This window comes from Streptomyces sp. NPDC051576 (assembly GCF_040681835.1).
Taxonomy (GTDB): Bacteria; Actinomycetota; Actinomycetes; order Streptomycetales; family Streptomycetaceae; genus Streptomyces.
In genome coordinates this window covers 250,849-274,134 of sequence record NZ_JBFAZO010000008.1, presented here as the reverse complement: position 1 = coordinate 274,134, position 23,286 = coordinate 250,849, and the positions used below count along the sequence as shown (strand labels likewise).

Here is a 23,286-nt window from a genome sequence, read left to right as displayed (position 1 = left end):
GGGAACAGCTCCGTGCAGGTAACACGCCAGCGTCGGATCAACGAGAAGAATGACGTCAACCTCTTCGGCAGACGCGTGGGCCGCCGCGCCCTGCTGGTGACCGCGGGCATCACCGTCGCCCTCGGCGTCACGGGCACCGCGGTCGCCTCGACCTACCAGTTCGGCACCCAACAGGTGGGCCAGACCACCGCCAACGGCCAGGTCGTCTCCGCCGACCAGTACATCAAGCCGTACGGCAGCCGCACGGTCATCAACGACGGCAAGATCATGTCGTCGACGGTGAGCCCGGACGGCACCCACCTCGCGGCCTCGGTCACCGACGGCGACGCGTCCCTGGTCGTCATGGACCTCGCGACCGGTCAGGTCAAGCAGAAGGTCGGCACCAACGCGGCGGACGACCTGCGCATCAGCACCGCCGCGGTCGGCCAGGAGGGCCCGACCTACTCGCCCGACGGCAAGCAGCTGTGGCTGGGCCAGGCCAACGGCTACACCAAGTTCACTGTCAACGCCGACGGCACCCTCGCCAACCCGACGGCCGTCAACATCGCGGCCGACGGCACAAAGCAGGCGCTGGTGGGCGCGGCCGTGTTCTCGGCCGACGGCTCGACCGTGTACTCGGCGGTCAACGGCCAGAACAAGGTGGTCGCCATCGACGCGGCCACCGGAACCATCAAGCAGACGTGGGCCGTCGGCAACGCACCGCGCGGACTCGCCCTGGTCGGCGGCAAGTTGTACGTCAGTAACGAGGGCGGGCGCCCGGCCAGGGCCGGCGACACCACCATCAACTCCTACGGCACCGACGTCGTCGCGAACCCCAAGACGGGCGCCGCCACCACCGGCACGGTCAGCGTGATCGACACCGCGAGCCCGTCCGCCGCCGTGGGCACCATCGCCGTGGGCCTGCACCCGACCGCCGTGTACGCGAGCAAGGGCGCGGTGTTCGTCACCAACACCGCCGACAACAACGTGTCGGTCATCGACAGCCGCAAGGACAAGGTCGTCCAGACCATCTCCACCCAGCCGTGGCCGGAGGCCTCGGTCGGCTACGAGCCCAACGCGGTGACGCTCACCGACGACGGACACCTGCTGGTCACGCTCGGCCGCGCCAATGCCGTGGCCGTCTACCGCTACAGCTCCCCGCAGATGCCGGCCCGCTACGTCGGCCTGCTGCCCACCGACTACTTCCCGTCGGGGATCACCGCCCTCGGCAAGAAGGTCGTCGTCGCCAACACCCGTGGTGTGGACGCCCTGCGCCCCGACGCGGCCGGCCACAACACCCACGACACCACGTCGAGCCTGACGCAGTTCACGCTGCCGAGCGACCTGGTCATCAGGTCGCAGACGGCCAAGGTGTTCAAGCAGAACGGCTGGACCGCCGGCTCGGTCCAGACGGCGAAGAGCAAGAGCAACACGAAGGCGGTCCCGGTCCCCACGCGCATCGGCGACCCTTCGACGATCAAGCACGTCTTCCTGCTGGTCAAGGAGAACCGCACCTACGACCAGCAGTTCGGCGACATCGCGCAGGGCAACGGCGACTCCTCGCTCACCCAGTTCGGCGAGAACGTGACGCCCAACCAGCACGCGCTGGCCGAGCAGTTCGGGCTGTACGACAACTTCTACGACATCGGCACCAACTCCGCCGAGGGCCACAACTGGCTGATGCAGTCGGACAACCCGGAGTACACCGAGTCGTCGGCCGGTGAGTACACCCGCAGCTACGACACCGAGAACGACGTCCTCGGCCACCAGAAGTCCGGCTTCATCTGGACCGGCGCGCAGGCGGCCGGCAAGTCGGTCAAGGACTTCGGCGAGTTCCAGTCGCTGGAGACCAAGCCGGCCGGCGCGAACTGGCAGAACCTGTACTGCGACAGCAAGACCATGGCCTCGACGGGGGCGCAGACGCAGTACCCCATCAAGACGGGCTCGGCGATCCCCTCGCTCAACGACGTGTCGGTGCAGGGCTTCCCGCTGTTCGACCTCGACGTCCCGGACATCTACAAAGAGCAGATCTGGCAGCAGGACTTCGAGAAGAACGGTCCTGCCAACCTGAACATGTTCTGGTACTCCAACGACCACACCGGCGGCCCCGCGAACGCCGCCGCCGAGGTCGCCGACAACGACCTCGCGGTCGGCCGGACGGTCGACGAGATCACCCACAGCAAGTACTGGAAGGACTCGGCGATCTTCGTCGTCGAGGACGACTCCCAGGCCGGCCTCGACCACGTCGACGGCCACCGCGCCCCGGTCCAGGTCATCAGCCCCTACGCCAAGCACGGCACCGTCGACAGCCACTACTACTCGCAGATCACCATGGTCCGCACCATCGAGCAGATCCTCGGCATCCACCCGATGAACCAGCTCGACAGCGCGGCCACCCCGATGTACGGCGCCTTCACCTCGAAGGCGGACACCACGCCGTTCACGGCGGTGCCCAACCGGACCTCGCTGACCCTGGGTGTGAGCCCGCAGCCGTCCTGCGGCTCGGACACCCCGGCGGCCCAGGCCGCCGACGCGGCACCCGCGCCGACGTCCACGGCGGTGCCGGCGGCCGAGAAGGCGCTCGCGGCGCAGTGGCAGACGTGGGCCTCGCACCAGCGCCTGACCGGCCCGAACGCCGTACCGGACTACGCCAACCCCACCCAGATGAACCGCTACACGTGGTACCAGACCCACAACTGGACCAAGCCGTACCCCGGTGACAAGAAGGTCTACGCACCGAACGACGTACCCGGCGCCTACCTCCCGTCCTCGGAGAACGACGGCTGACGCAGGCTGATCGACTGGTCAGGGGCCCCTGGTCGGCGTCACCGCCGGCGAGGGGCCCCTGCCGTTGCCACGCGACGGCGTACGAACGCGAGGACCGCCCCCGCCCCGATCAGAACCGCGAGCGCCCCGTAGCCGTAGGTGAGCGTGGTGAGTGAGGCGACTACGGCGACCAGCAACGGGCCGCCCGCGTCGCCGAGTTCACGGCCGAGTTCCGCCGCACCCATGGTCTGTCCCAGGCGTTCCGGCGGGGTCGAGGAAGCGAGCGCGGCGAACCCGAGGGGCGTGATCAGCCCGGTCCCAATGCCAATGAGGGCGGCGCCGAGGAGGATTCCGGTCAGGCCCGGCAGCATGGCGCAGGCCAGTCCCGCGGCGGTGGCCGACAGGCCCGCGGCCAGGCCCGTACGTGTGCTGAGGCGACCGTCGTCCCGTGCCCGCCCGGCCCGCGGCTGGACGACGGCCGCGCAGGCGGCGAGCACCGACACCGCGGCGCCGGTGGCGACCGCGCCCAGCCCGGCTGTGCGCCCGGAGACCGGCAGGAAACCGACGCCGACGGAGAGCGCCGCGGTCGCCGCCGCGAGGGCGGCGGTCGGAGCGAGGAAGACGGGGTCGGCGAGCCGCCGGGCCAGGTCGAGCACCGTCTGCCGGACCTTGGGCAGCGGCGGTACCACGGGGACGGCGACCATCGACCACACCGCGACCACCGCGCCCAGCACCGCCAGGACGATGAAGAGGAGCCGCAGGCCCCCGGCCCAGACCAGGACACCGCCGAGCAGCGGGCCGAGGGTGTAGCCGATGGATTTGTAGAAGCCGTAACTGCCGAACGCACGGCCGTGCTTGGCGGCCGGGTTGAGCCGGGCGACCAGGGCGGATGCCGAGGGGGAGAACGCGGAGGCCGCCGCTCCCTGCCCGAGCCGCGCGGCCCACAGCCAGCCCGGGCTGTCCGCGACGGCGTACACCGCGGACGCGGCGGCGAAGGCGAAGAGTCCGCCGAGCAGTACCGGGCGGGCGCCGATACGGTCGGCGAGGGTGCCGAAGACCGGCTTGAGCAGGACCTCGGCACCGTCGTAGAGGGCGAGCAGTCCGCCCAGCACCAGCAGTGAGGTGACCGCGTCGTCGGTGTCGGCGCCGAGGCTGGCGGCGATGCCGTGCGCGCCGAAGGCGGTGGTGAACCCGGCCGCGTACAGCGGCCGCATCTGCCGGACCGGAGCGGACATGAGGTGAATGTAGCCCAGCGGGTCACCAGGGCACGAGGAGCCCGGATATCCCGTTGTGAGGGCCGGGATCACGACCGTAGGGTCCCGGCATGTCCCTACGTGTTCGGATGCGTCAAGCCCTCCCCGAAGCGATGCGCGCCCGCGACAAGGTCGCGGTCAGTGCCCTGCGCGCGACGCTCGCCGCACTGGACAACGCGGAGGCGGTGCCCGTGGACGAGGGCGGGACCCGGAGCCCGGCCCTCGAACTGTCACCGGTCGGTGTCGGTGCCACCGAGGCGGCGCGCCGTGAGCTGAGCGAGAGCGGTGTGGTGGACATCGTGCGGGCCGAGGCCGGCGAACGGCTGGAGGCGGCGGCGCAGTTGACCGCGCCCGCGCACGCCGACCGGGTCGCGCGGCTCCGCGCCGAGGCCGCCGTGCTGCATCGCTTCCTCGACGGGCACGACACCCCGTAGCGGACGGCTCTCCCGTCGGCCGGATCGCGACGCCCGTCTGAGCGGAGCATGAGAATTTGTGTGATCCGGGTTCGCCTGGGCAGACGCCGCCGTTATGAGCACCCTCCATCGGAACGCGGTAGACGAGGCCCCGGAGCAGCGCCCTCATGTGCGAGCGACGGCGCCACCCGTCACCCCCTCACGGGGCTTTTCCTCGGCGCCGCGCGGCGGTGGGCGGGTGGCGGGGCTGGACGGTCTACGCACGGTCGCAGTGGTGCTGGTGATCGTCTACCACGTGCAGCCGGACCTGGTGCCCGGTGGTTCGGTGGGCGTGGACGTGTTCTTCACGATCAGTGGTTTCGTCATCACCCGCGTGCTGGTCGGCGAGTACGCCCGTACGGGTGGCATCGGGCTGTGGTCGTTCTATCGGCGGCGGTGGACGCGGCTGATGCCCGCCCTGCTGGTGATGTGCGCGGTCACCGCCCTGTTGTCCGTGACGCTCCCACTGCCGCTGTTCCGCGGGGCGTGGGTGGCGGCGGTGCTGGCCGCGGGATCGGTGGTCAATCTCGTGCGGGCCGGGAACCCGGGGACGTACGCGGATCTCACCGCGCCGCTCAGCCACACCTGGTCGCTGGGGGTGGAGGAACAGTTCTATCTGGCCTGGCCGCTCCTGCTGCTCGTACTGCTGCGGCGCGCGTCGGCGCGGGCGGTGCTCATCTGGGTCGCCGTGCTGTGCGTGCTGCCGGTGCTCTGGCGGTGGGCGCTCTGGGATCCTTCGGCGGCGCACCGTATCTACAACGGGCCCGACACCCGCGCCGACCAACTCCTCGTCGGCGCCCTGCTGGCCCTCGTCCTGGCCCGGCTGCGCGCCGACGACCCCCGGCTGGCGCTGCTGCGTCGCTGGGCGGGACGGCTCTGCTGGCCCGCGCTCGGGCTGCTGGCGCTGATCGCCTGGCAGATCCCGATCACCGAGACCAGCGGGTGGAACCCGGTCTGGTACACGGTCGGGTTCCTGGCCGCCGCCCTGCTGACGGCCTGTGTGGTGGCCGCACTGGACCTGTGCCCCCGGTGGTGGCCCACCCGCCTGCTGTCGCTGTCCGCTCCGGCCTGGGTCGGACGCAACCTCAGCTACGGGATGTACCTGTGGCACTACCCCGTCATCCGGCTGCTGCACGACCTCGGTGTCCCCGCCGACCACCTGCTCTCCGCCGGTCTCGCGGCGACGTTCGCCGCGGCCCTGGCCTCGTACGCCTTCGTCGAACGGCCCCTGCTGCGAGGCGGCCGGTTCCGCGTGCGCCGGCCGAGGCCGGTGGAGTCGGTGGTGCCGGTGAAGCCGCTGGATTCGGCTGTCGGCGAGGACCGAACGCTCCTGAGCCGGGTGAACGTGTGACGCGCCCCGCGTTCTAGGTGTCGGCCGCCGCCGTGCTCGGCGCCTGCGCCCCCGTGCTGCCGAACCGTATGCCCTTGGCCTCCTTGCCGATCGCGCTCAGCACGATCACCAGGGCCAGGGCCGGTGTCACCGTCCATGCCATCGCCGCCGGATAGCCGTGGCGCTCGGCCAGGGCTTCCTGGAGCGGCAGGTTGAGGGCGGCGATCAGATTGCCGAGCTGGTAGGTGACGCCCGGGTAGAAGCCGCGGATCGTGTCCGGGCTCATCTCGGTCAGGTGCGCGGGGATGACGCCCCAGGCTCCCTGTACGCACAGTTGCATCAGGAAGGCGGAGAGCATCAGCCAGCCCACGGCGGTGGACAGGACGAAGAAGGGCACCACGACCAGGCCTCCGGCCGCCGCGATCATGATGGTGCGACGGCGGCCCAGGCGCTCGGAGTAGGCGCCCAGCACCATGCCGCCGATGATGGCGCCGATGTTGTAGACCACGGCGATGGCGATCGAGGTGTCCGGGGAGAGGCCCAGGCCCTTCTTGACGAAGGTGGGGTAGATGTCCTGGGTGCCGTGCGACATCCAGTTGAAGGCGGTCATCAGCGCCACGAGGTACACGAAGCGCCGTAGGACGGCAGGGTTCTTGAACACCTGGTAGGCGGGGGTGCGGTTGAGCCGGACGCTCTTCTCCCACACCTCGCTCTCCTCCACCCGGGTGCGCACCCAGAGCGCGACCAGTGCGGGCACCAGGCTGAAGGCGAACAACCCCCGCCAGCCGAAGGAGGGTTCGATGCCGAAGAACGCCACCGCGGCGAGCAGATAGCCCAGCGAGTAGCCGCTCTGCAGGAGGCCCGACCAGAAGCCGCGCCGGTCGGCGGGGATCTTCTCCATGGCGAGTGCGGCGCCGAGGCCCCACTCGCCGCCCATGCCGATGCCGTAGAGCAGGCGCAGGACGAGGAGCACGGTGTAGTTCGGGGCGAAGGCGCAGGCGAATCCGACGACCGAGTAGAAGGCCACGTCGACCATGAGCGGGGTGCGGCGGCCCTTGCGGTCCGCCCACAGGCCGAAGAGGAGGGCGCCGACCGGCCGCATGACGAGGGTGGCCGTGGTGAGGAAGGCCATGTCGGTGAGGGAGACGTGGAAGTCGTCGGCGATCTCGCTGTAGACGAGGACGACGAGGAAGTAGTCGAAGGCGTCCATCGCCCAGCCCAAGTAGGCGGCGACGAACGCGTTGCGCTGATCCTTGGTGAGTCCCGCTGCCTGTTCCCGGACGGTCTTCAGCATGCCGACCCTCCCTTCGTCCGCCGGTCAGGTTAGGTCGGAGCGGTGGAGCGGACAACGCATGCACCGGCAAAACACCCGCAACAATTGGCCAAAGCCGACGCACAGTTCGCCCAGTTCACAGGCTGTCCTCCGACAGATGGACTAGTTCCCGGCTGCCACGGAGTAAACCGCTCCGGGCCCGACGAAGTCCCGGAGCGGTATCGAGGTCACTGGCCCAACTGCTCGCACACGAACCCGTGATCGCCCCCTCCGAGGCCGGAGACGGTGACCGTCCCGTCGGTCACCGTCACGTCGCGGGTCGATGCCCGGCGCCCGTCCCAGACCGTCCGCCGGCCGACGGACACACGCTGATGGCGAGCGTCGCCGGGAAGCGTGACCGAGCCCCGGGTGTGCCCTGGTGCGTGGACGGTGAGGCGGAAGACCTGTGCGCTGTTCTCCCACTCGACACCCAACGGGCCGTGCGGTGTGGGGAGTCGGCCTGTTGCCCAGGCGACGCCGCCGGGCTGCGGGCGTACCTCCCAGGTGGCGTATCCGGGTGCGGTCGGCCGGGCGCCGAGAAGGTGGTGGGTGAGGGCGGGCAGGACACCGGTGGACCAGCCGTGGGCCATGCTGGTGTAACCGTCCTCGTACAGGGACCCGTCGGGGCCGATGCCCTCCCAGTGGGTGATGCCGGGGTCGTTCCTGTCCATCCAGCCGTAGGTGCGGCGGATCTGGTCGAGCGCGGACTCGGCCCGACCGCTCAGGAAGCGGGCCTCGATCTCCGGATAGGAGGTGAACGCGTAGACGCGCTGGGAGGCTTGGGCGAAGAGGGTGTCGTTGTCCATGAACGCGTTTCCGTACGGCCGCCTCGTCGTCGCGTCGAGGTGGGCGAGCGCCGAGCCGGCGCGGTCCGCGTCGGCGATGCCGGTGACGACGGCCAGGGAGTTGCCGTCCTGGGCGTGCCGCACCGCGCCCGTCGAGGAGTCCAGATAGGCGCCCGCATCGCCGTCCCACAGCAGGGAGTTGACGGCCTGCGCGACCTGGTCGGCCCGCGCGCTCCAGCCTGTGGCGTCGGCCTTCTGCCCCAGCAGCCCGGCCAACCGGGCCGCGTCCTGGAGGGCTTGGACATAGAGCGCGTTGTAGTAGGTGACGCGGCCCGTGCGGCCCAGGAAGGCGTAATCGCCGTATGTGCCCGTGCCGTTGAGGCCCTTGCTGAGCAGGCCGGCGTCGTCGGTGACGCTCGGGTACCAGGTGTCCAGGACCTTCAGCAGTGTGGGGTAGTAGCGGCTCGCGTACTCGCGGTCCCCGGTGTAGAGGACGTAGTCCCAACTGCAGGTGACCCAGTACAGCGGATAGTCGAAGAGGGGCAGCGTGTAGTCGCCGATGGAGGCGGGCGGGATCCAGCCGTCGGCGCGCTGGTGGTCGGCGAGGTCGGCCAGGACGTTGCGGGCCGCCGCCGAGGCGTCGTCGTGGGTCAGATAGAGGGTGCGCGCTGAGACCGCGAGGTCGCCGACGTAGGGGTCGCGGTCGCGTTTGGCACCGTCCTGGAGGACCAACTTCCCTTCCAGTGTGGCGCTCCAGGCGTTGCGCGGGTCGACGTCGTCCTGGCGGAAGGTGTCGGTGACCAGTTCGTTGGTGTATGCGGCCCCGTACCAGAAACGATTCAACTCGTCGTCGGAGCACAGGAACCAGCCGCGGTAGGTGCTCGGTGTGCCGAGATACGCCGTGAACTGGAGCGCCACGGAGTCGATTTCGACCGTCCCCCAGGGCTGGGCGGCGGGACTGTCGGCGGCAAGCGCGTCGAGGCTGATCCTGAGGTAGCGGAACCCGTGCAGTCCGTCGGCGAACACCTTGTCGCCGGCCTGGAAGCCTTTGTGGTCGGTCCAGTTGGCGCCGCCCTCGGGGACCGCGAACTGGTCGGTGCCCTGTCCGGCGCCGCCCGCCTGGTCGGAACGGGTGAAGTCCGAGCGGTCCGTGAGGAATTGGCGGGTCTCGGAGAACGCCACGCGTACGCCCGGGGAGTTGGCGGAGGCGGAGGTGAACCGGATCTGCGGATATCCGACCACGACCTTGCCGAAGTCCACGGTGACGCTCGGTACGGGGATCGGCTCGACCGGTGCGGGCCAGACCTCGTTGATCCGGGTGAAGTAGCCGTGCGAGGTGTCCTGCGCGTCGGTCACCGTGATGCGTACGCGATCGGTGCCGACCTCCTCCGTGAACGGAACGGCCCGCTGGACCGCGTCGTTGCCCGTCACCGTCGCCGCCGTGTGCCAGTCGCCGTCGCGCCACACGTCGACGGTCCAGTCGGTCGGCACGCCGTCGCTGTCGGAGATCACCGTGATGCCCCGCAGGGTGGTGACCTGCGGTGCGGTGATGGTCAGGACGTCGGGGAACACGCCCAGGGTGTCGTCGTTCCAGAAGGTGTCCGGGTTTCCGTCGATCGCGTTGGCCGCGTCGTACGTACGCGGCTGCCCGTCGTTGCCGTTGTTGCCCGCGTGCGCCGACGAGGCCTCCGCCGTGGTGCCGTCGGGCCAGCGCGGCGCCGCCTCGGGCTGCGGACGCCGCAGGACGGTTCTCGCTCCGCCGGGCTTGAGCAGCGCGTCGGGGTCCCGCACGTCTCCGCTCGCGGAGACGATCCGGGGCGGCCGGACCGTGCGCGAGGACGGCCCCTGGACGTATCGGTGCCATCCGCCGGCCCGCCGCGACGGACCGCCGGCGCCCGAAGCGGAGACCCCCTCGGCGGGCAGCGCCTGCGCCGAGGGCAGCCCGGTGGAGTGGGACACCGCGGCGAGTCCGGACGTGCCGGCCGCGGCCAGAGCCGTACGACGGGAAATGCCTTTGTCCGGTGTGCTGTTCGACGCCATGCCGTCCCCTTGCGCGCGAGCGGATTGAATCGTTTCACTCCTCAGGTGCGTGGTGACAGTATCTCGAACACGGGGCGCCCGTACAGCGTTGGGACAGAAGTGAGTTGAGGCAGAAGCAGCCGGCTCGTCCGTCATGGGCCCTGAATCGGGAAGGCACTCCCCCGGCCGTCCTGGATACAGTCTGGCCATGCCCGAGTTGCAGCGGCTGCGTGCCGACCATGCCCCGGCGGTCCTGGCCTTCGAACTGGCGAACCGTGCCTACTTCGCCCTCTCGATCTCCGACCGGGGCGACGACTACTTCGACAAGTTCACCGAAGGCTACGACGCGCTGCTGGCCGAGCAGGAGGCCGGTATCTGTGCCTTCTATGTGCTCGTCGACGAGGACGGCTCGGTCCTCGGCAGGTTCAACCTGTTCGACATGGTCGAGGGAGGCGCCGCGGACCTCGGCTACCGGGTGGCCCAGGATGTCGCCGGGCACGGCGTGGCGACCGCGACCGTCGAGGAACTGTGCCGGCTGGCTGCCGAACGGCACGGTCTGCGCACGCTCAGAGCGGCCACCTCGCACACCAACATCGCGTCCCAAAAGGTGCTGACCAAGGCCGGGTTCAGCCCGGTCGGCCCCGCCGGCCCGGCCGACCTCGGCGGCAAGCACGGCACTTGGTACGAGCGCGATCTCTAGCTTCCCGGACCGCCGCCCAGCAGGGCGAGGAGCGGTGCCGCGGGCAGCGGATACCGCGTGTGCCCCTGCGGGCCGGTGACCCGGGTCGCGGTCAGCAGCGAGTTGAGGACCGCTTCCTCCACGGCGTCCAACACGGCCAGGAAGAGCGGGTCGAGCACGACGTCGGGGACCACTGCCGGACCAGCGGCCGTACTCAACTGCCGGGTGCCCAGGGCGAGTCCGTAGTCGCCGCTGCCGTGGCCGTAGCCGGCGCCGACCCGGGCCAGTGCGTAGACGGAGCGACGGGCGAGCCGGGTGAGCTGGCGGGCGTCGAGGGGTGCGTCGGTGGCGGTCACGATCATGCAGGAGCCGGTCTCGGGGCCGGGATCTCCGGCAGGGACACCTACGTCGGCGGGGCTGATCGTACGGCCCGAAATGCGCAGCGTCCCCGCGAAGTTGGCCTGCACCAGCACGCCGAGCAGCGCCTCCCCGCCCGCGAGCGGCACCCGTCGCGACGAGGTGCCGATGCCGGCCTTGAAGCCGAGCGCGGTCATCCCGGTGCCCGCTCCGACCGACCCCTCGGCGACCGGCCCGGCGGACGCGGTCTCAAGTGCCGCGCGCACATGGGCTTCCCGGATCGGCCGGGACCGGATGTCGGAGAGGAGCCCGTCGTTGCACTCCCCCACCACCGGATTGAGGCTCCGAACATCGGCCCCCTCGGGCCGTTCCAGGATCCAGCCGACCAGGGCGTCCGCGACCCGGAAGGCGGACAGGGTGGAGGTGAGCAGCACAGGTGTCTCGATCGCGCCGAGTTCGGCGAGCTGTGTGGTGCCGAGGAGTTTGCCGTAGCCGTTGCCCGCGAACACCCCTGCGGGGAGTGGGGTGTTGGGGCCGACGCCGTCGGGCACGATCGCGGTGACGCCGCTGTGCACGCGTGGCGGGTGGATCAGTGTGGTGTGTCCGACGCGGATGCCGGGGACGTCGGTGATCGCATTGTGCGGTCCGGTGAGCAAGTCCCCTACCCCGAGCCCGAGTTCACGTGCTCGGCGGGGCGTGGTGGGCCCCGGCGGATCGGGGCTGGGCGACACGGGCATGGCCAGACACTACGGCACCACCGGTCGCCCGCCCCTTGACACTCACAACCGCCTCGGTCAGCCGGCGGCGAGGAGTTCGAGTGTGTCGATCACCCGGTTGGAGAAGCCCCACTCGTTGTCGTACCAGGCGACGACCTTCACATGACGGCCGTCGACCCGGGTGAGCGCGGAGTCGAAGATCGACGAGGCGGGGTTGCCGGTGATGTCGGAGGAGACGAGCGCGTCGTCGGAGTATTCGAGGACGCCGGCGAGGGGTCCCTCTGCCGCGGTGCGGTAGGCCGCGAGGACGTCCTCGCGGGTCACGTCGCGGGCGACGGTGGTGTTGAGTTCGACGATCGAGCCGACCGGCACGGGCACCCGGATCGAGTCGCCCGACAGCTTGCCGTCGAGGTTCGGCAGGACGTGGCCGATCGCCTTGGCGGCGCCGGTCGTGGTCGGCACGATGTTGACCGCGGCGGCCCGGGCGCGGCGGGCGTCCCGGTGCGGGCCGTCCTGGAGGTTCTGCTCCTGCGTGTAGGCGTGCACCGTGGTCATGAAGCCGTGCTCGATGCCGGCGAGTTCGTCGAGCACCGCGGCGAGCGGTGCCAGCGCGTTGGTCGTGCAGGAGGCGTTCGACACGATGGTGTGGGTGGCCGGGTCGTAGGCGTCGTTGTTGACCCCGTAAGCGAGGGTGACGTCGGCACCGTCCGACGGCGCGCTGACGAGTACCTTCCGCGCGCCCGCGTCGAGGTGGGCGCGGGCGGCCTTGGCGGAGGTGAAACGGCCCGTGGCCTCAAGGACGAGGTCGACTTCCAGCTCGGCCCAGGGCAGGTCCGCCGGTTCGCGCTCGGCGAGCACCTTGATGCGTCGGCCGTCGACGACGAGGGTGTCCCCGTCGACGGTCACGGGGCGGCCGAGCCGGCCGGACGTCGTGTCGAAGGCGAGCAGTCGCGCCAGGGTGGCGGGCTCCGTCAGGTCGTTGACGGCGACGACTTCGAGGTCGCTGTCGCGTTCGAGCAGGGCGCGCAGCACATTGCGTCCGATGCGGCCGAATCCGTTGATGGCAATGCGAGTCATGAGTGATGTCCCTTCGGTTCGACACCAGGCTCGCGCGCGGCGACCGTCGGTGACAGTGGCGTGATCGCCACGGTTCAAAAGGATGTCGCCAAGCCGCTCGGCGGGGCCGCGGCTACTCGCCCTGGGCGAAGGTGCGCCGGTATTCGCTCGGTGTGGTGCCGAGGAGGCGGTGGAAGTGCAGCCGGAGATTCGCGCCGGTGCCGAGACCGACGTCGGCGGCGATCTGCTCGACGCTGCGCTCGGAGCGTTCGAGCAGTTCGCGGGCCATGTCGATGCGGGCGCGCATGACCCACTGCATCGGCGTGTAGCCGGTCTCGTCGACGAAGCGGCGGGAGAACGTGCGCGGTGAGACCGCCGCCTGCCGGGCCAGCGTTTCGAGGGTGAGGGGCTCGCCGAGCCGGTGCAGTGCCCACTCGCGGGTGGCGGCGAACCGTTCACCGAGCGGCTCGGGCACACTGCGCGGCACGTACTGCGCCTGCCCACCGCTGCGGTAGGGGGCCGCGACCAGCCGCCGGGCCGCGTGGTTGGACGCGGCCACGCCGAGGTCGCCGCGCAGGATGTGCAGACACAGGTCGATGCCGGAGGCGGCGCCCGCCGAGGTCAGCACGTCGCCCTCGTCGACGAACAGCACGTTCTCGTCGACCTTGACCAGCGGGTACTTCGCCGCGAGCGCCCGCGTGTAGTGCCAGTGCGTCGTGGCCCGCTTGCCGTCGAGCAGGCCCGTGGCGGCGAGCGCGAAGGCACCGGTCGAGATCGCGGCCAGCCGCGCACCCCGGTCGTGCGCGGCGATCAGCGCGTCGACGACGGCCCGCGGCGGGTCCTCGCGGTCCGGGAACCGATAGCCCGGCAGGAAGACGATCTCGGCCCACTCCAGCGCGTCCAGCCCGTCCGCCACGTGGTACGACAGCCCGTCGCCCCCGGTCACCAGCCCGGGCGCCGCACCGCACAGCCGCACCTCGTACGGCATGCTCGCTCGCGTCGTGAACACCTGCGCGGGGATACCGACGTCGAGCGGCTTGGCGCCTTCGAGCACGAGGACGGCGACACGGCGGAGGCGGGCGGCTGACACGTCAACAGCCTACGCAGCGCTACGGCCACCCGACCGCCGGGACCCGGAAGGACCAGGTCAGACCCTCCAGGACCGCAGTTGGTCGGCGACGGCGAGGACACCGACGCCGGTGTCGCGGATCTTGCGGACGAGGTCGGACAGGGCGCCGTAGGGCGGGTCGATGCCCTCGCCGGACTGGCCCATGTACTGCGCGGCGACGAACGCGGCGTACAGGCTGTTGCGGTGCGGCAGCGGCTCCAGGCGCACGATGGTGTGCATGAGCGCGGCGGCCCGCCAGGCGGCGTCCGGGTCGGCCGCGGCGAGCGTCGGCAGCTTGGTCTTGTGACGCGCTACGGCGGCCACGAGCGCGGAGTAGTCCGAGACCGACATGTCCTCGTCGGAGAGGGCGGCCTCCTGGACGTCGAGCAGCCAGGAGACGTCGATGTACAGGTGCATCAGGCGGCCGCGGCCCCGTCGCGCTCGGAGGGCGGCACCTCGTCGGGGAAGGCGTCGTCGAACTCGCCGCGCAGCCGCTCGGCCCACGCGGACGCACCCGCGACGAACTGGCCGCGCTGCATCTCCCGCACACCGAGGTCGTGCAGGTACTGCTTGAGGCTCTTGCCCTCGGCCGCGGCGGCGGCGCGGACTCCGTCGAGTTCCTCTTCCGTGAAGGACACATTCAGCGATGGCATACATCGATGGTACCTAGTTGGTGCCATAAGTGGGAGGTGTCCTCCTGGACCCGGCGTCTAGGCTGCGGGAATGATCTCTCGCGACTACCTCTTCGACATGTTCTCGCTGGACGGCCGGGTCGCCGTGGTCACGGGCGGCAGTTCCGGCATCGGCCGGGCCGCCGCCGGGGCGCTCGCGCGGGCCGGGGCCTCCGTGGTCGTCGTGGCCCGCAAGGAGGCGGAACTGGCCGCCACGGTCGACGAGTTGACGGCGGAGGGATGCCGGGCGGCCTGGGTGAGCGGCGATTTGGGAACCCGTGCCGGGGTGCGGTCGGCGGCGGAGGCCGCAGCCGGGGTATTCGGTGAGCCGGACATTCTCGTGAACAGCGCCGGCATCAACCTGCGCCCGCCGATGGGCGAGTTGAGCGAGGAGGTGTGGGACACCACGATGGCCCTGAACCTGGAGGCGCCCCACCTCCTGGGCCAGCGCTTCGGCCCGGGCATGGCCGAGCGGGGCTTCGGCCGCATCATCCACATCACCTCCCAGCAGGCGCACCGGGCGTTCGTCCAGAGCGGCGCCTACGGGGTGTCCAAAGGCGCCTTGGAGTCACTGGCCCGCTCCCAGGCCGAGGCATGGTCGCCGCACGGCGTCACCTGCAACACACTGGTCCCGGGTTTCGTGATGACACCGCTCAACAGGCGCCTGTCCTCCGACCCGGAGAAGGTGGCGGCACTGGCCGCACGCACACTGGTCGGGCGCAACGGTCTCGCCGAGGACTTCGCGGGCGCGGTGGTGTTCCTGGCCGGCCGGGCCTCGGCCTATGTCACCGGGCAGTCGGTCTTCGTGGACGGCGGGTTCTCCGTGCACTGAGGCCGGTCGAGAGAGCAGTGGTCGTCGTCTACGGCAACCCGCTCCCCCGGCGCAGGAACCGGATCACGGGGTGCCCGGGGTCGTGCGTGACCTCGGCCTGGACACCGTAGACGTCCTTGATGAGGGCCGGGGTCAGGACGTCGGTCGGGGTGCCCTCGGCGATGGTGCGGCCGGTGTTCAGGATGAGCAGGCGGTCGCAGTACATGGCGGCGAGGTTGAGGTCGTGCAGGGCGATCACGGTGGTGACCGGGAGGTCGGCGATCAGGTCGAGCAGGTCCAACTGGTGCTGGATGTCGAGGTGGTTGGTCGGTTCGTCCAGCAGGAGTTCGCGGGGTTCCTGGGCCAACGCGCGGGCGATCTGGGCGCGTTGACGCTCGCCGCCGGACAGGGTGTGCCAGGACTGGGCGGCGCGGTCGGTGAGGCCGGTGCGTGCCAGGGCCTCGCTGACGGCGCGGGAGTCGGCGGCCTGCGCCGGTGACCAGGCGCAGCGGTGCGGGATGCGGCCGAGGGCCACGACCTCGCGGACGGTCAACTCGGTCTGGGTGTGGGTGTGTTGTTCCACCGAGGCGATACGGCGGGCGGTGGCGCGGCGGCCGACCGCCGGCAACGGGCGACCGTCCAGCGTCACGACACCGGTCGAGGCAGGCAGGACACCGGCGAGCAGGCGCAACAGGGTTGATTTTCCTGACCCGTTGGGGCCGAGCAGGCCGACGGTCTCGCCTGGGCGCAGGACGAGGGTGACTCCGTCGACGATGAGCCGGCCGTCGGTGCGGCGGGCGACACGGTCGGCGCGGAGGCCGCCGTCAGGATCGAGGGCGGTCATGTCCTCCTCCGGCCCCGGTGCAGCACGACCACGAACGCGGGTACGCCAATCAGGGATGTCACCACGCCCACCGGCACCTCCTGCGGATCGACGACCGTACGGGCGAGGGTGTCCACCCACACCAGGAACACGGCCCCTGTCAGTGCGGTGACCGGCAACAGACGTACATGCCCGGAACCGGTGAGTGCCCGCGTGACATGCGGCAGGACCAGCCCCACGAAGCCGATCGCGCCGGCGCAGCTCACCAGGACCGCCGTGAGGAGCGCGGTGGCGCACAGCAGGATCAGCCGGGCCCGGACGACGTTCACACCGAGCCCGGCGGCCGCCTCCTCGCCGAAGACGAACGCGTCCAGGGTGGTGGCGTGGCCGAGGCACACGACGAGGACCGCGGCCAACGCGACCGCGCACAGCAGTACTTGGCCCCAGTCGGCGCCGGAGAGCGACCCGAGCAGCCAGAACAGGACGCCCTTGGTGGTCTCCGCGTCCGCTGAGGTCAGCACGGTGAACGAGGTGAGCGCGGAGAAGAGTTGCATGGCGGCCACGCCGGACAGGACGACCCGGTCCATGCTCGCGCCGAGGCTGTGGCTGAGCAGCATCACCAGACCGAACGACACGAGTGCGCCGACGAAGGCCCCGGCCGACAGCGACACGGCCCCGCCGCCCACGCCGAGCACCACGACGGCCACCGCCCCCGTGGACGCCCCGGAGGAGACGCCGAGCACGAACGGATCCGCCAGCGGATTGCGCAGCAGTGACTGCATGACCGCGCCGCACAGCGCGAGCCCGGCCCCGCAGACGGCGGCCAGCAGGGTGCGGGGCATCCGCAGGTCCCAGACGATGCCGTCCCGCAGCGGGGCGAGCGTGCTGTCGCCGCCGCCGAGGTGTGACGCGACGGACGCCCATACGTCGGCGGTGGAGATGTCGGCGGGTCCGATGGTCACGGCGAAGGCCACGGAGACGGCCAGCGCCGCGAGTCCGCCGCCCGTCAACAGCAGGGTGCGGACGGTCACTTGGCGAGTCCGAAGCCGCGCAGGCCGGCGGCGACCTGCTCGATCCCTTCGACGGTACGGATGGAGGGGTTCATCGCCTGGCCGCTGAGCAGGATGTACCGCTTCTTCCTGACGGCGGTGAGGTTGCGGGTGGCGGCGTTGGTCTCCAGGAAGTGGATCTTCGCCTTGGCGGTCTCGGCGGTCTGGGACTTGCGAGTGAGATCACCGAGGACGATGACGTCGGGGTCGCGGTCGGCGACCGTCTCCCAGTTGATCTGGGGCCATTCGTCGTGGGTGTCGGCGAAGGCGTTCTTGGCGCCGACTGCGCGGGTGATGGCTCCGGGGGCGCCGCAGCAGCCGGCCAGGTAGGGCGACTGGGAGTTGGCGAACCAGTACATGAGGGAGGTGCCGGAGGCGTCCAGGCCGGTGGTGGCTTTCCGTACCCGTTCCCTGAGTTGGCCGATGAGCTTGTCGCTGCGTTCCTTCACACCCAGCGCACGGGACAGGTCGCGTATCTCGCCGTAGACGGTGTCGAGGGTGAGCGGTGTGCTGCGCGAGCCGTCGCCGCCGCCGTCGTTGTCCTTGCCCGCGCAGTCGGCCGGAGAGACGTACGTCGGCACGCCCAGCTTCCCGAACTGTTCGCGGGTGGCGACACCGCCCCTGCCGAGGGTCGACACGAACGAGGCGGTGACGAAGTCGGGTTCGGCGTCCAGGACCTTCTCGAAGGAGGGGGCGTTGTCGGCGAGGCGCGGCACGGTCGCGTTCGCCTTCTCCAGACCCTTGAGCACCGGGTCGGTCCAGGTGGCGGTGCCGGCCATGCGGTCGGCGAGACCTAGGGAGAGCAGGATCTCGGTGGTGCCCTGGTTGAGCGAGACGACCCGCTCGGGGGCCGACTTCAGCGTGACCTTGTGTCCGCAGTTGTCGAGGGTGAGCGGGAAGCCCGCGGCGGACCTCTCCGCCCTGCCGTCGGTACTGTCCTCGGCGGAGCCGCCGCACGCGGTCAGCAGCAGGGCGGGCGCGAGGAGAAGGGTCGCGGTACGGCGGCGCGGTGGAACGGGGGCGGTACGGATCACGGGCATGCCTTGCCTGTCGGGGCTCGAACGCGGAGCCTGGCCTACGAACTCCCCCTCGCCGAGGGCGAGAAGGCGCCAGCAGGTCTTCGGACTCGGGTTCGTCCGGGCGGGGCGCCTTCCCGGCGCGTCACGCACCGGCTCCTTCGGCCGGCCCGCGTCGCCCCAGTGGCGTCGAGTGCCCCGCCCGTCCCCCTCACCGCTGCGCGTCAGTTCCGGATTTCCACCGGATTCCCTGGCCTCGGTTGTGGCACGACTGGCCCGCACAACGTATCAAGATCGACCATCGGGTGGTCAGGCCGGGACCGGGTCCTGCGAGGGGGCGGTGACGTCCGGACGTACGGGATTCAGCAGTCGTTCCGCCAGGGGACCGAAGACCAGGCCGATGACCGCCCACAGGATGAACTGCGCGGCGACGGAGTAGAAGCGGAAGTCGAAGAGCACGTCGGCCGGGAAGCCCGGGTAGACGATGGTGCCCTTGGAGTCGGTCAGCGGCAGCGGTGTCTCGGTGGCGTGGTCGCCGAAGTTGGCCTGGTTGTACGAGAGATGGCCGAGCTGCGGCAGGAGCAGCATGACGATCCCGATCGCGACGACGAAGGCCCCGGAGGCGAGCAGCGTGGCGTTCCAGTTGCCGAACCGCGCCTGGAGGTGCTTGCCGAGGTAGACGGCTCCGGCGAGGAAGGCGACGGAGCACACGACCATGATCAGGTACAGGGCGCTGCGCTGCTGGATGGTCTCCTCGTGGCCGATCGCGGGCGGGTTGGCCGGGTACTTGAGGAACGGCACCAGGTACATGCCGAGGAAGCCGCCGCCCGCGACGAGGAGCGCCAGGTTGCGGGCCCGCAGACCGCCGGTGCGGCCCAGGCAGACGGTGTAGGCGACGGCGAACAGGGCGCCCATCGCCATCCCGAAGAAGATCATGCCGACGCCGACGCCGACGTTGGCCTGGATGGTCCGGCTGAACAGGTCGGGGTCGGCGGCCTCGACGGGCACGCCCGCCGCCTTGTCCAGGGCGTTCTGGGCGGCGTCACGGCCGCTCTCGTAGTCGATGGCCTTCGCGATCTGTGGCTCGGCGAATATCCGCGCGAACACGAACGCGAGCAGCCCCGCGACTGCGCCGGCGAGTATGCCGCGCAGTATGAGCTTCTTTTCCATGTCGAGTTGTCCGTACGTCCGGGTGCCGGCGGAGGGTCAGTGGCAGGGGAAGCCGAGGAAGTGGCGGGCGTCGTGGACGAACTCGTGGATGTGCATGTCGTTTCCGAACACCGACACGGCACCCTGGTCGACACCGATGAAGTAGTAGACGGCCAGCGCGATCAGCGCGGTGCCGACCAGCCAGACGATCGACTTCGAGACCGGCAGGACAACCGGCGTGGACACCGGGCGGGTTGTGGAAATGCTGCTCAAGGTGAGCCCTCCTTCGGGATCGTGCGTCCCTTGCGTGTACGGGCGAGTGAGGGTTCAGTGTCTGACTCGCCTGCCACCTTCCGGCGGCGGGCTCACAGTGGCGCGACCGTGCTGGAATCTCACCAGCTTCCTTATGCCATCACTACACGGGGAGCGTACGGCGCGGCTCTCCAGGCCGTCAATCAGGCCTGTTGTCACGCTTGCTGGTGAGGCGTAGGTCGACCTCCTGTTCCTGGTCGCCGGATGCCGTGCCCCGCTCTTCCACGGCGAACGCGACGTTCAGGGCCTCGCGGAGCTGGTCCACGGCGACGTAACCGCCCTGGAGTGTGGCGGAGACCGAGCCCTCCAGGGGGACGGGATCGGTGGGGATCCATTCCTGTGTCGGCTCGAACTCCGCTGTCCACACGGCGGATTGGCCGCCCGGCTGTTCCTGCGGCACGTCGTCGACGACCCGGTCGGTGGGGAACGCCGTCCGCAGCACGTCGAACACGATGGCGGCGTCCTCCTTGGACGCTCCGGTGAGGGACACGGTGGCCATGGGGTCACTCTCCTTGGACAGGGCGGGGCATGGGGGCCGGGCCGTGGCCGACGCCCCACACGTTTTCGGACGATTTCCCAGGTACCCGCCGTCCGCTGCTCCTCACCCGGCCCGTAGAACGCGTTGCCCCGGCGGCGGGGCGGAGTCACACGGGTGGCGCATTCACGTGGCGTGGTGGCGGGCGGCCGCCTAGTAATGGACTGGATCAGCTTGTTCATCGCGCTTCGAGGGCGATAGCAGCATCAGTCTCTTCAGGAGCCGAGCATGACCACCAGCTCTTTCTCGCCCAGCCCGGACCGACCCGACATATCTCGCGACAGCGCGGCCGACCCGCTCGTGCCCGCCGAGGGCGCGTACATCGATCCGATGCACAGCCTGGTGCATGCCGCCGTAGCCGACCGGCCGCTCGACGAGGTGCTCCAGCTCATCACGCTGCTGGAGCAGTCGCCGAAGTACGCGCAGGCCACCGTAGACGCCCTGCGGGCGGTCGGTGTGAACCGGTCCGTGGAGGACGTGACGCGCCTCGTGACCCTCCTGACCCGGCCGCCGCGCGATCCCGACTGCGCCGACGAAACGATCCGCGCGGCCGCTGAGAACCGGCCCGTGGAGGACGTCACCCGGCTCATGGCCCTGCTGCACCGGGCACCGCTGGAGCCGCACTGCGGCGAGGAGGCGGTTCGGGCCGCGGCCGCCAGGCCTGTCGAGGAACTCGTCCAGTTGATCGGCCGCCTGGCCGAGGAACAGAGCGCGCCCGCCCGCGCCCTGGGAGTGGCCCCGGTTCAGTCCACCGCCCCGGACGCGCCACCGCCCGAGCCACCCAGGCACGCCCCGGCGGACCCGTACGGTCCGGAGGGCACCGACGACCGTACGGCCCGTCAGCGCCGTCCGCGACGACGCCCGAGTACGACGCCCCGGCGCGGCGCTCCTCCGGTGTGGCCGCGGCTGATCGCGGCGGTGGCGCTCGTCCTGTGCGGACTGTCGTACTTCCCGCTGCACCGCGACGGTGCCTCCGCCGACGCCTACGGGTTCGCGCTCGGTGTCTCGATCCTGTGCGTTCTGCTCGCTCCGGCGCTGATCCTCCACGGCAGCCTGGCCGTGCTCGGCCTGTCCATGGTGGTGCCGGCCGCGCTGGCCGCGATCCAGTTGTTCAACGGGCGGTTCCATTCCACGCGGCTGTCCGAGGCGCTGCGGATCACGGCCGCGCCGCCCTGGTTCGCGGGGCTGATGGCCGTCCTCGCCGCACTGGCGGCGCTCACGGCGCTGCTCGCGCTGCTCGCCTCGCGGAGGTTCGGCAGGCAGCTCGGCCTTCCCGATCCTCCCGACCACCGGCCGCTGGCCGGGGCTGGCCGGACACCTCAGTAGCTCACGATCAACGAGCGGTGGTGTCGGAGCTGCTCACGGCACCGCCGCTCGCGGACGGCACACTGGATGCCGAGGATTCGGGGCTGGAGCCGGTGCTGGTGCTCGGGCTCGTACCGGTGCCGGTACTGGTCTCCGGTGTCTCGCTCGGCGACGTTGAGGTGGCGCCGCCCGACTGCGACTGCGCGCTGCCGGACGTGAGGGGCGTGGGTGTCGGGCTGGGTGCGGGAGTGTGCGTGCCGGCCGAGCCGCCGCCCATCGAAGTGCCGTTGCCCGATTCGTTCTTGACCACGGCGGCGATCGGCTTGCCCATGATCAGCTCCCCCGCGGTGACCGTGACCATCGCCAGCGCGAAGATCAGGCCTGTCGCCAGCGCGTACTTCTTCCAGCGGACGGACTTCCATAAGGACGTCCATGAGGAGCCGCTCCGATAGACGGTCACCGACTCCTCCTCGGAGGCGGCGCCCGGCGGTCCCGCGTCATCGGTCGTGGCGTCGGCCGGTAACGCGAACGCCGCCCGGGCGTCCGCGCGTTGGGCCGCCCGTTCCTCGCTCGGGGTCAGTGCCATCGCCACCGACGGCACCCGCTTGCGGATCCCCTCGCCCGTCCGGTGGAAGGCGTGCTGGAAGACCGCCGCGCCGGTGGTCGCACTGGCGCTGACCACGGCGGCGCCGATGATCGTCCCCGCCACTCCCAGCAGGGACGCCAGTACGGCTCCCACCACGGTGGCCAGCGCACTCGCCACCACCTGCACAGCGGTCAGATCGAGCACCTTGCGTTTCGGCGCCTGCTTCTTCACTTCCTTTGTGTGAGTCTCCATCAAGGTCCTTCGACGTCCTTCGACAGTTCCGGAACACGACAGCCGTCGTGACGGCATGTGCAAAGGGACGACTGCCCTGCCGGGGCTGTTTCACCTCAACTCGGCCTGAGCGTCTCGGTGAACGGGGTCACGGGGCGCTCCTGGAGTTCGCCGTCCACGGTGATGTCGACCGCCTCGTTGTAGAAGGCCAGGAGATCCTTGACCACGCCCACGGCGGGCAGCGGCTCCGGATAGCTCCAGACGATGTTCGGCGGAACACCGGGAACGCCGGGGGCCGCGGGCTCGGCCCGCCACGACCAGTAGGTGGCGGTCCCCTTGTAGGGGCAGCCGGTGCTGTGGTCGGTCGGTTCGAACAGGTCCAGGCGGACGTCCTCGCGAGGGATGTAGTACCGGGTCGGCAGGCCGGTCTCGAAGAGGAGGACCGGGCGGTGGGTGTCGGCGACGACCGTGCCGTCGATCTCCACGCGGACATGCCGGCTGCCGGCGACGGCGTCGACCCGTTTGTGCGGGTCGCGGGGGTGGATGAAGATCTCTTCCTCCTCCTCGTACCAGTGGTCCAGTCCCCGGCCGACACGGCGGAACCACTCGAAGGCGATGTACCCGGCCAGGTCGTCCGCGGGGAACGTCCAGGCCGCGTTCTCCACCAGCCCGCCGTCCGCTTCGAGGTCGTAGAAGATCCGTGATCCGGTGTGCGTGCCGGTCGCGGGGTTCTTCGCCGGGTGGAGCAGGTCCTGGCGGACCTCGTCGCGCGGGAAGGCGTACAGCGGTACGGGGACTCCGGGCTCCCACACGAGGACGGGATGCCTGCTGTCGACGACGGTGACCTCGCCCTTGCGGCCGCGTACCCACCGTTGACTCGGCTCCCACAGGAGTCCTTCGGGGGTGGTCCTGACGTCTCGCGCGGTGGGGAACGTGCTCATGTCCGGCTCTCCTTCGAGTTGGTCCGAGGCGGCCGTTCCATGGAA

General features: G+C 70.6%; 22 protein-coding genes and 2 riboswitches. Of the genes, 6 read left to right on the top strand and 16 right to left on the bottom strand.

Going from position 1 to position 23,286, the window contains the following annotated elements; translation table 11 throughout:
* Positions 1–12: 12 nt before the first annotated feature.
* On the top strand, positions 13–2,766 hold the full coding sequence (locus tag AB0M63_RS26860) for an alkaline phosphatase family protein (RefSeq protein ID WP_366021199.1): 2,754 nt from the start codon (positions 13–15) through the stop codon (positions 2,764–2,766).
* 38 nt (positions 2,767–2,804) lie between these two features.
* On the opposite strand, the gene AB0M63_RS26855 is transcribed toward AB0M63_RS26860, so the two are convergent.
* Positions 2,805–3,959 (bottom strand): MFS transporter, encoded by a 1,155-nt coding sequence (locus AB0M63_RS26855; RefSeq protein WP_366021316.1) that lies wholly within the window; start codon positions 3,957–3,959, stop codon positions 2,805–2,807.
* Positions 3,960–4,111: 152 nt separating this feature from the next.
* Between AB0M63_RS26855 and AB0M63_RS26850 the strand changes: the two genes are divergently transcribed.
* The gene (locus AB0M63_RS26850) at positions 4,112–4,432 is read left to right on the top strand and encodes a hypothetical protein (protein WP_355909217.1); all 321 of its coding nucleotides are present in this window, start codon (positions 4,112–4,114) and stop codon (positions 4,430–4,432) included.
* Positions 4,433–4,649: 217 nt separating this feature from the next.
* The gene (locus tag AB0M63_RS26845) at positions 4,650–5,801 is read left to right on the top strand and encodes an acyltransferase (RefSeq protein ID WP_366021198.1); all 1,152 of its coding nucleotides are present in this window, start codon (positions 4,650–4,652) and stop codon (positions 5,799–5,801) included.
* 13 nt (positions 5,802–5,814) lie between these two features.
* Here the strand turns inward: AB0M63_RS26845 and AB0M63_RS26840 are convergent, their stop codons facing one another.
* Both AB0M63_RS26840 and AB0M63_RS26835 read right to left on the bottom strand, forming a co-directional pair.
* Positions 5,815–7,074: an MFS transporter gene (locus AB0M63_RS26840; protein WP_366021197.1), complete on the bottom strand. Its 1,260-nt coding sequence runs from the start codon at positions 7,072–7,074 to the stop codon at positions 5,815–5,817.
* A gap of 206 nt (positions 7,075–7,280) precedes the next feature.
* The gene (locus AB0M63_RS26835) at positions 7,281–9,917 is read right to left on the bottom strand and encodes an alpha-L-rhamnosidase C-terminal domain-containing protein (RefSeq protein ID WP_366021196.1); all 2,637 of its coding nucleotides are present in this window, start codon (positions 9,915–9,917) and stop codon (positions 7,281–7,283) included.
* 187 nt (positions 9,918–10,104) lie between these two features.
* Here AB0M63_RS26835 and AB0M63_RS26830 point away from each other — a divergent pair, with 187 nt between their 5' ends.
* Entirely contained in the window at positions 10,105–10,596 is a 492-nt protein-coding gene (locus tag AB0M63_RS26830) for a GNAT family N-acetyltransferase (protein WP_366021195.1), read from the top strand.
* On the opposite strand, the gene AB0M63_RS26825 is transcribed toward AB0M63_RS26830, so the two are convergent.
* From AB0M63_RS26825 to AB0M63_RS26805, 5 genes are all read right to left on the bottom strand, one after another.
* Entirely contained in the window at positions 10,593–11,669 is a 1,077-nt protein-coding gene (locus AB0M63_RS26825; RefSeq protein WP_366021194.1) for a P1 family peptidase, read from the bottom strand. The two genes, AB0M63_RS26830 and AB0M63_RS26825, sit on opposite strands and share 4 nt — an antisense overlap.
* Before the next feature lie 57 nt (positions 11,670–11,726).
* Complete coding sequence (gene gap, locus AB0M63_RS26820) at positions 11,727–12,725, bottom strand: type I glyceraldehyde-3-phosphate dehydrogenase (protein WP_355908767.1); 999 nt, start codon at positions 12,723–12,725, stop codon at positions 11,727–11,729.
* Positions 12,726–12,837: 112 nt separating this feature from the next.
* Positions 12,838–13,794 carry a helix-turn-helix domain-containing protein gene (locus AB0M63_RS26815; protein WP_355908764.1) on the bottom strand — a complete coding sequence of 319 codons (957 nt, stop codon included), beginning with the start codon at positions 13,792–13,794 and terminating at the stop codon, positions 12,838–12,840.
* Between the two features lie 57 nt (positions 13,795–13,851).
* Positions 13,852–14,229, bottom strand: a complete 378-nt coding sequence (locus AB0M63_RS26810; protein ID WP_366021193.1) for a toxin Doc — start codon at positions 14,227–14,229, stop codon at positions 13,852–13,854.
* Entirely contained in the window at positions 14,229–14,465 is a 237-nt protein-coding gene (locus tag AB0M63_RS26805) for a hypothetical protein (RefSeq protein ID WP_043662961.1), read from the bottom strand. The genes AB0M63_RS26810 and AB0M63_RS26805 overlap by 1 nt, the downstream gene beginning before the upstream one ends.
* Before the next feature lie 70 nt (positions 14,466–14,535).
* On the opposite strand from AB0M63_RS26805, the gene AB0M63_RS26800 reads away from it, so the two are divergent.
* Entirely contained in the window at positions 14,536–15,315 is a 780-nt protein-coding gene (locus AB0M63_RS26800; RefSeq protein WP_355908758.1) for an SDR family oxidoreductase, read from the top strand.
* Positions 15,316–15,343: 28 nt separating this feature from the next.
* On the opposite strand, the gene AB0M63_RS26795 is transcribed toward AB0M63_RS26800, so the two are convergent.
* The 6 genes from AB0M63_RS26795 to AB0M63_RS26770 all read right to left on the bottom strand — a co-directional run bounded on the left by AB0M63_RS26795 (position 15,344) and on the right by AB0M63_RS26770 (position 20,142).
* Positions 15,344–16,138 (bottom strand): ABC transporter ATP-binding protein, encoded by a 795-nt coding sequence (locus tag AB0M63_RS26795; protein ID WP_366021192.1) that lies wholly within the window; start codon positions 16,136–16,138, stop codon positions 15,344–15,346.
* Positions 16,135–17,148, bottom strand: coding sequence for an iron chelate uptake ABC transporter family permease subunit (locus AB0M63_RS26790; protein ID WP_355908752.1), 1,014 nt, complete (start codon positions 17,146–17,148; stop codon positions 16,135–16,137). Before AB0M63_RS26790 ends, AB0M63_RS26795 begins: the two co-directional genes overlap by 4 nt.
* Positions 17,145–18,206, bottom strand: coding sequence for an ABC transporter substrate-binding protein (locus tag AB0M63_RS26785; RefSeq protein WP_366021191.1), 1,062 nt, complete (start codon positions 18,204–18,206; stop codon positions 17,145–17,147). Before AB0M63_RS26785 ends, AB0M63_RS26790 begins: the two co-directional genes overlap by 4 nt.
* A gap of 53 nt (positions 18,207–18,259) precedes the next feature.
* A riboswitch (cobalamin riboswitch) is annotated at positions 18,260–18,473 on the bottom strand.
* A gap of 18 nt (positions 18,474–18,491) precedes the next feature.
* The gene (locus AB0M63_RS26780) at positions 18,492–19,352 is read right to left on the bottom strand and encodes a CbtA family protein (protein ID WP_366021190.1); all 861 of its coding nucleotides are present in this window, start codon (positions 19,350–19,352) and stop codon (positions 18,492–18,494) included.
* Between the two features lie 36 nt (positions 19,353–19,388).
* Complete coding sequence (locus AB0M63_RS26775; protein ID WP_355908743.1) at positions 19,389–19,604, bottom strand: CbtB domain-containing protein; 216 nt, start codon at positions 19,602–19,604, stop codon at positions 19,389–19,391.
* Between the two features lie 57 nt (positions 19,605–19,661).
* A riboswitch (cobalamin riboswitch) is annotated at positions 19,662–19,735 on the bottom strand.
* A 47-nt stretch (positions 19,736–19,782) separates the two neighbouring features.
* Positions 19,783–20,142, bottom strand: a complete 360-nt coding sequence (locus AB0M63_RS26770) for a hypothetical protein (protein WP_355908740.1) — start codon at positions 20,140–20,142, stop codon at positions 19,783–19,785.
* A 264-nt stretch (positions 20,143–20,406) separates the two neighbouring features.
* Here AB0M63_RS26770 and AB0M63_RS26765 point away from each other — a divergent pair, with 264 nt between their 5' ends.
* The gene (locus tag AB0M63_RS26765) at positions 20,407–21,504 is read left to right on the top strand and encodes a hypothetical protein (protein ID WP_366021189.1); all 1,098 of its coding nucleotides are present in this window, start codon (positions 20,407–20,409) and stop codon (positions 21,502–21,504) included.
* A 7-nt stretch (positions 21,505–21,511) separates the two neighbouring features.
* Here AB0M63_RS26765 and AB0M63_RS26760 read toward each other — a convergent pair whose 3' ends face one another.
* Together AB0M63_RS26760 and AB0M63_RS26755 are read right to left on the bottom strand one after the other, a co-directional pair.
* Complete coding sequence (locus tag AB0M63_RS26760) at positions 21,512–22,321, bottom strand: hypothetical protein (protein ID WP_366021188.1); 810 nt, start codon at positions 22,319–22,321, stop codon at positions 21,512–21,514.
* A 95-nt stretch (positions 22,322–22,416) separates the two neighbouring features.
* Positions 22,417–23,241 (bottom strand): DUF427 domain-containing protein, encoded by an 825-nt coding sequence (locus AB0M63_RS26755; protein ID WP_366021187.1) that lies wholly within the window; start codon positions 23,239–23,241, stop codon positions 22,417–22,419.
* Positions 23,242–23,286: the final 45 nt, after the last annotated feature.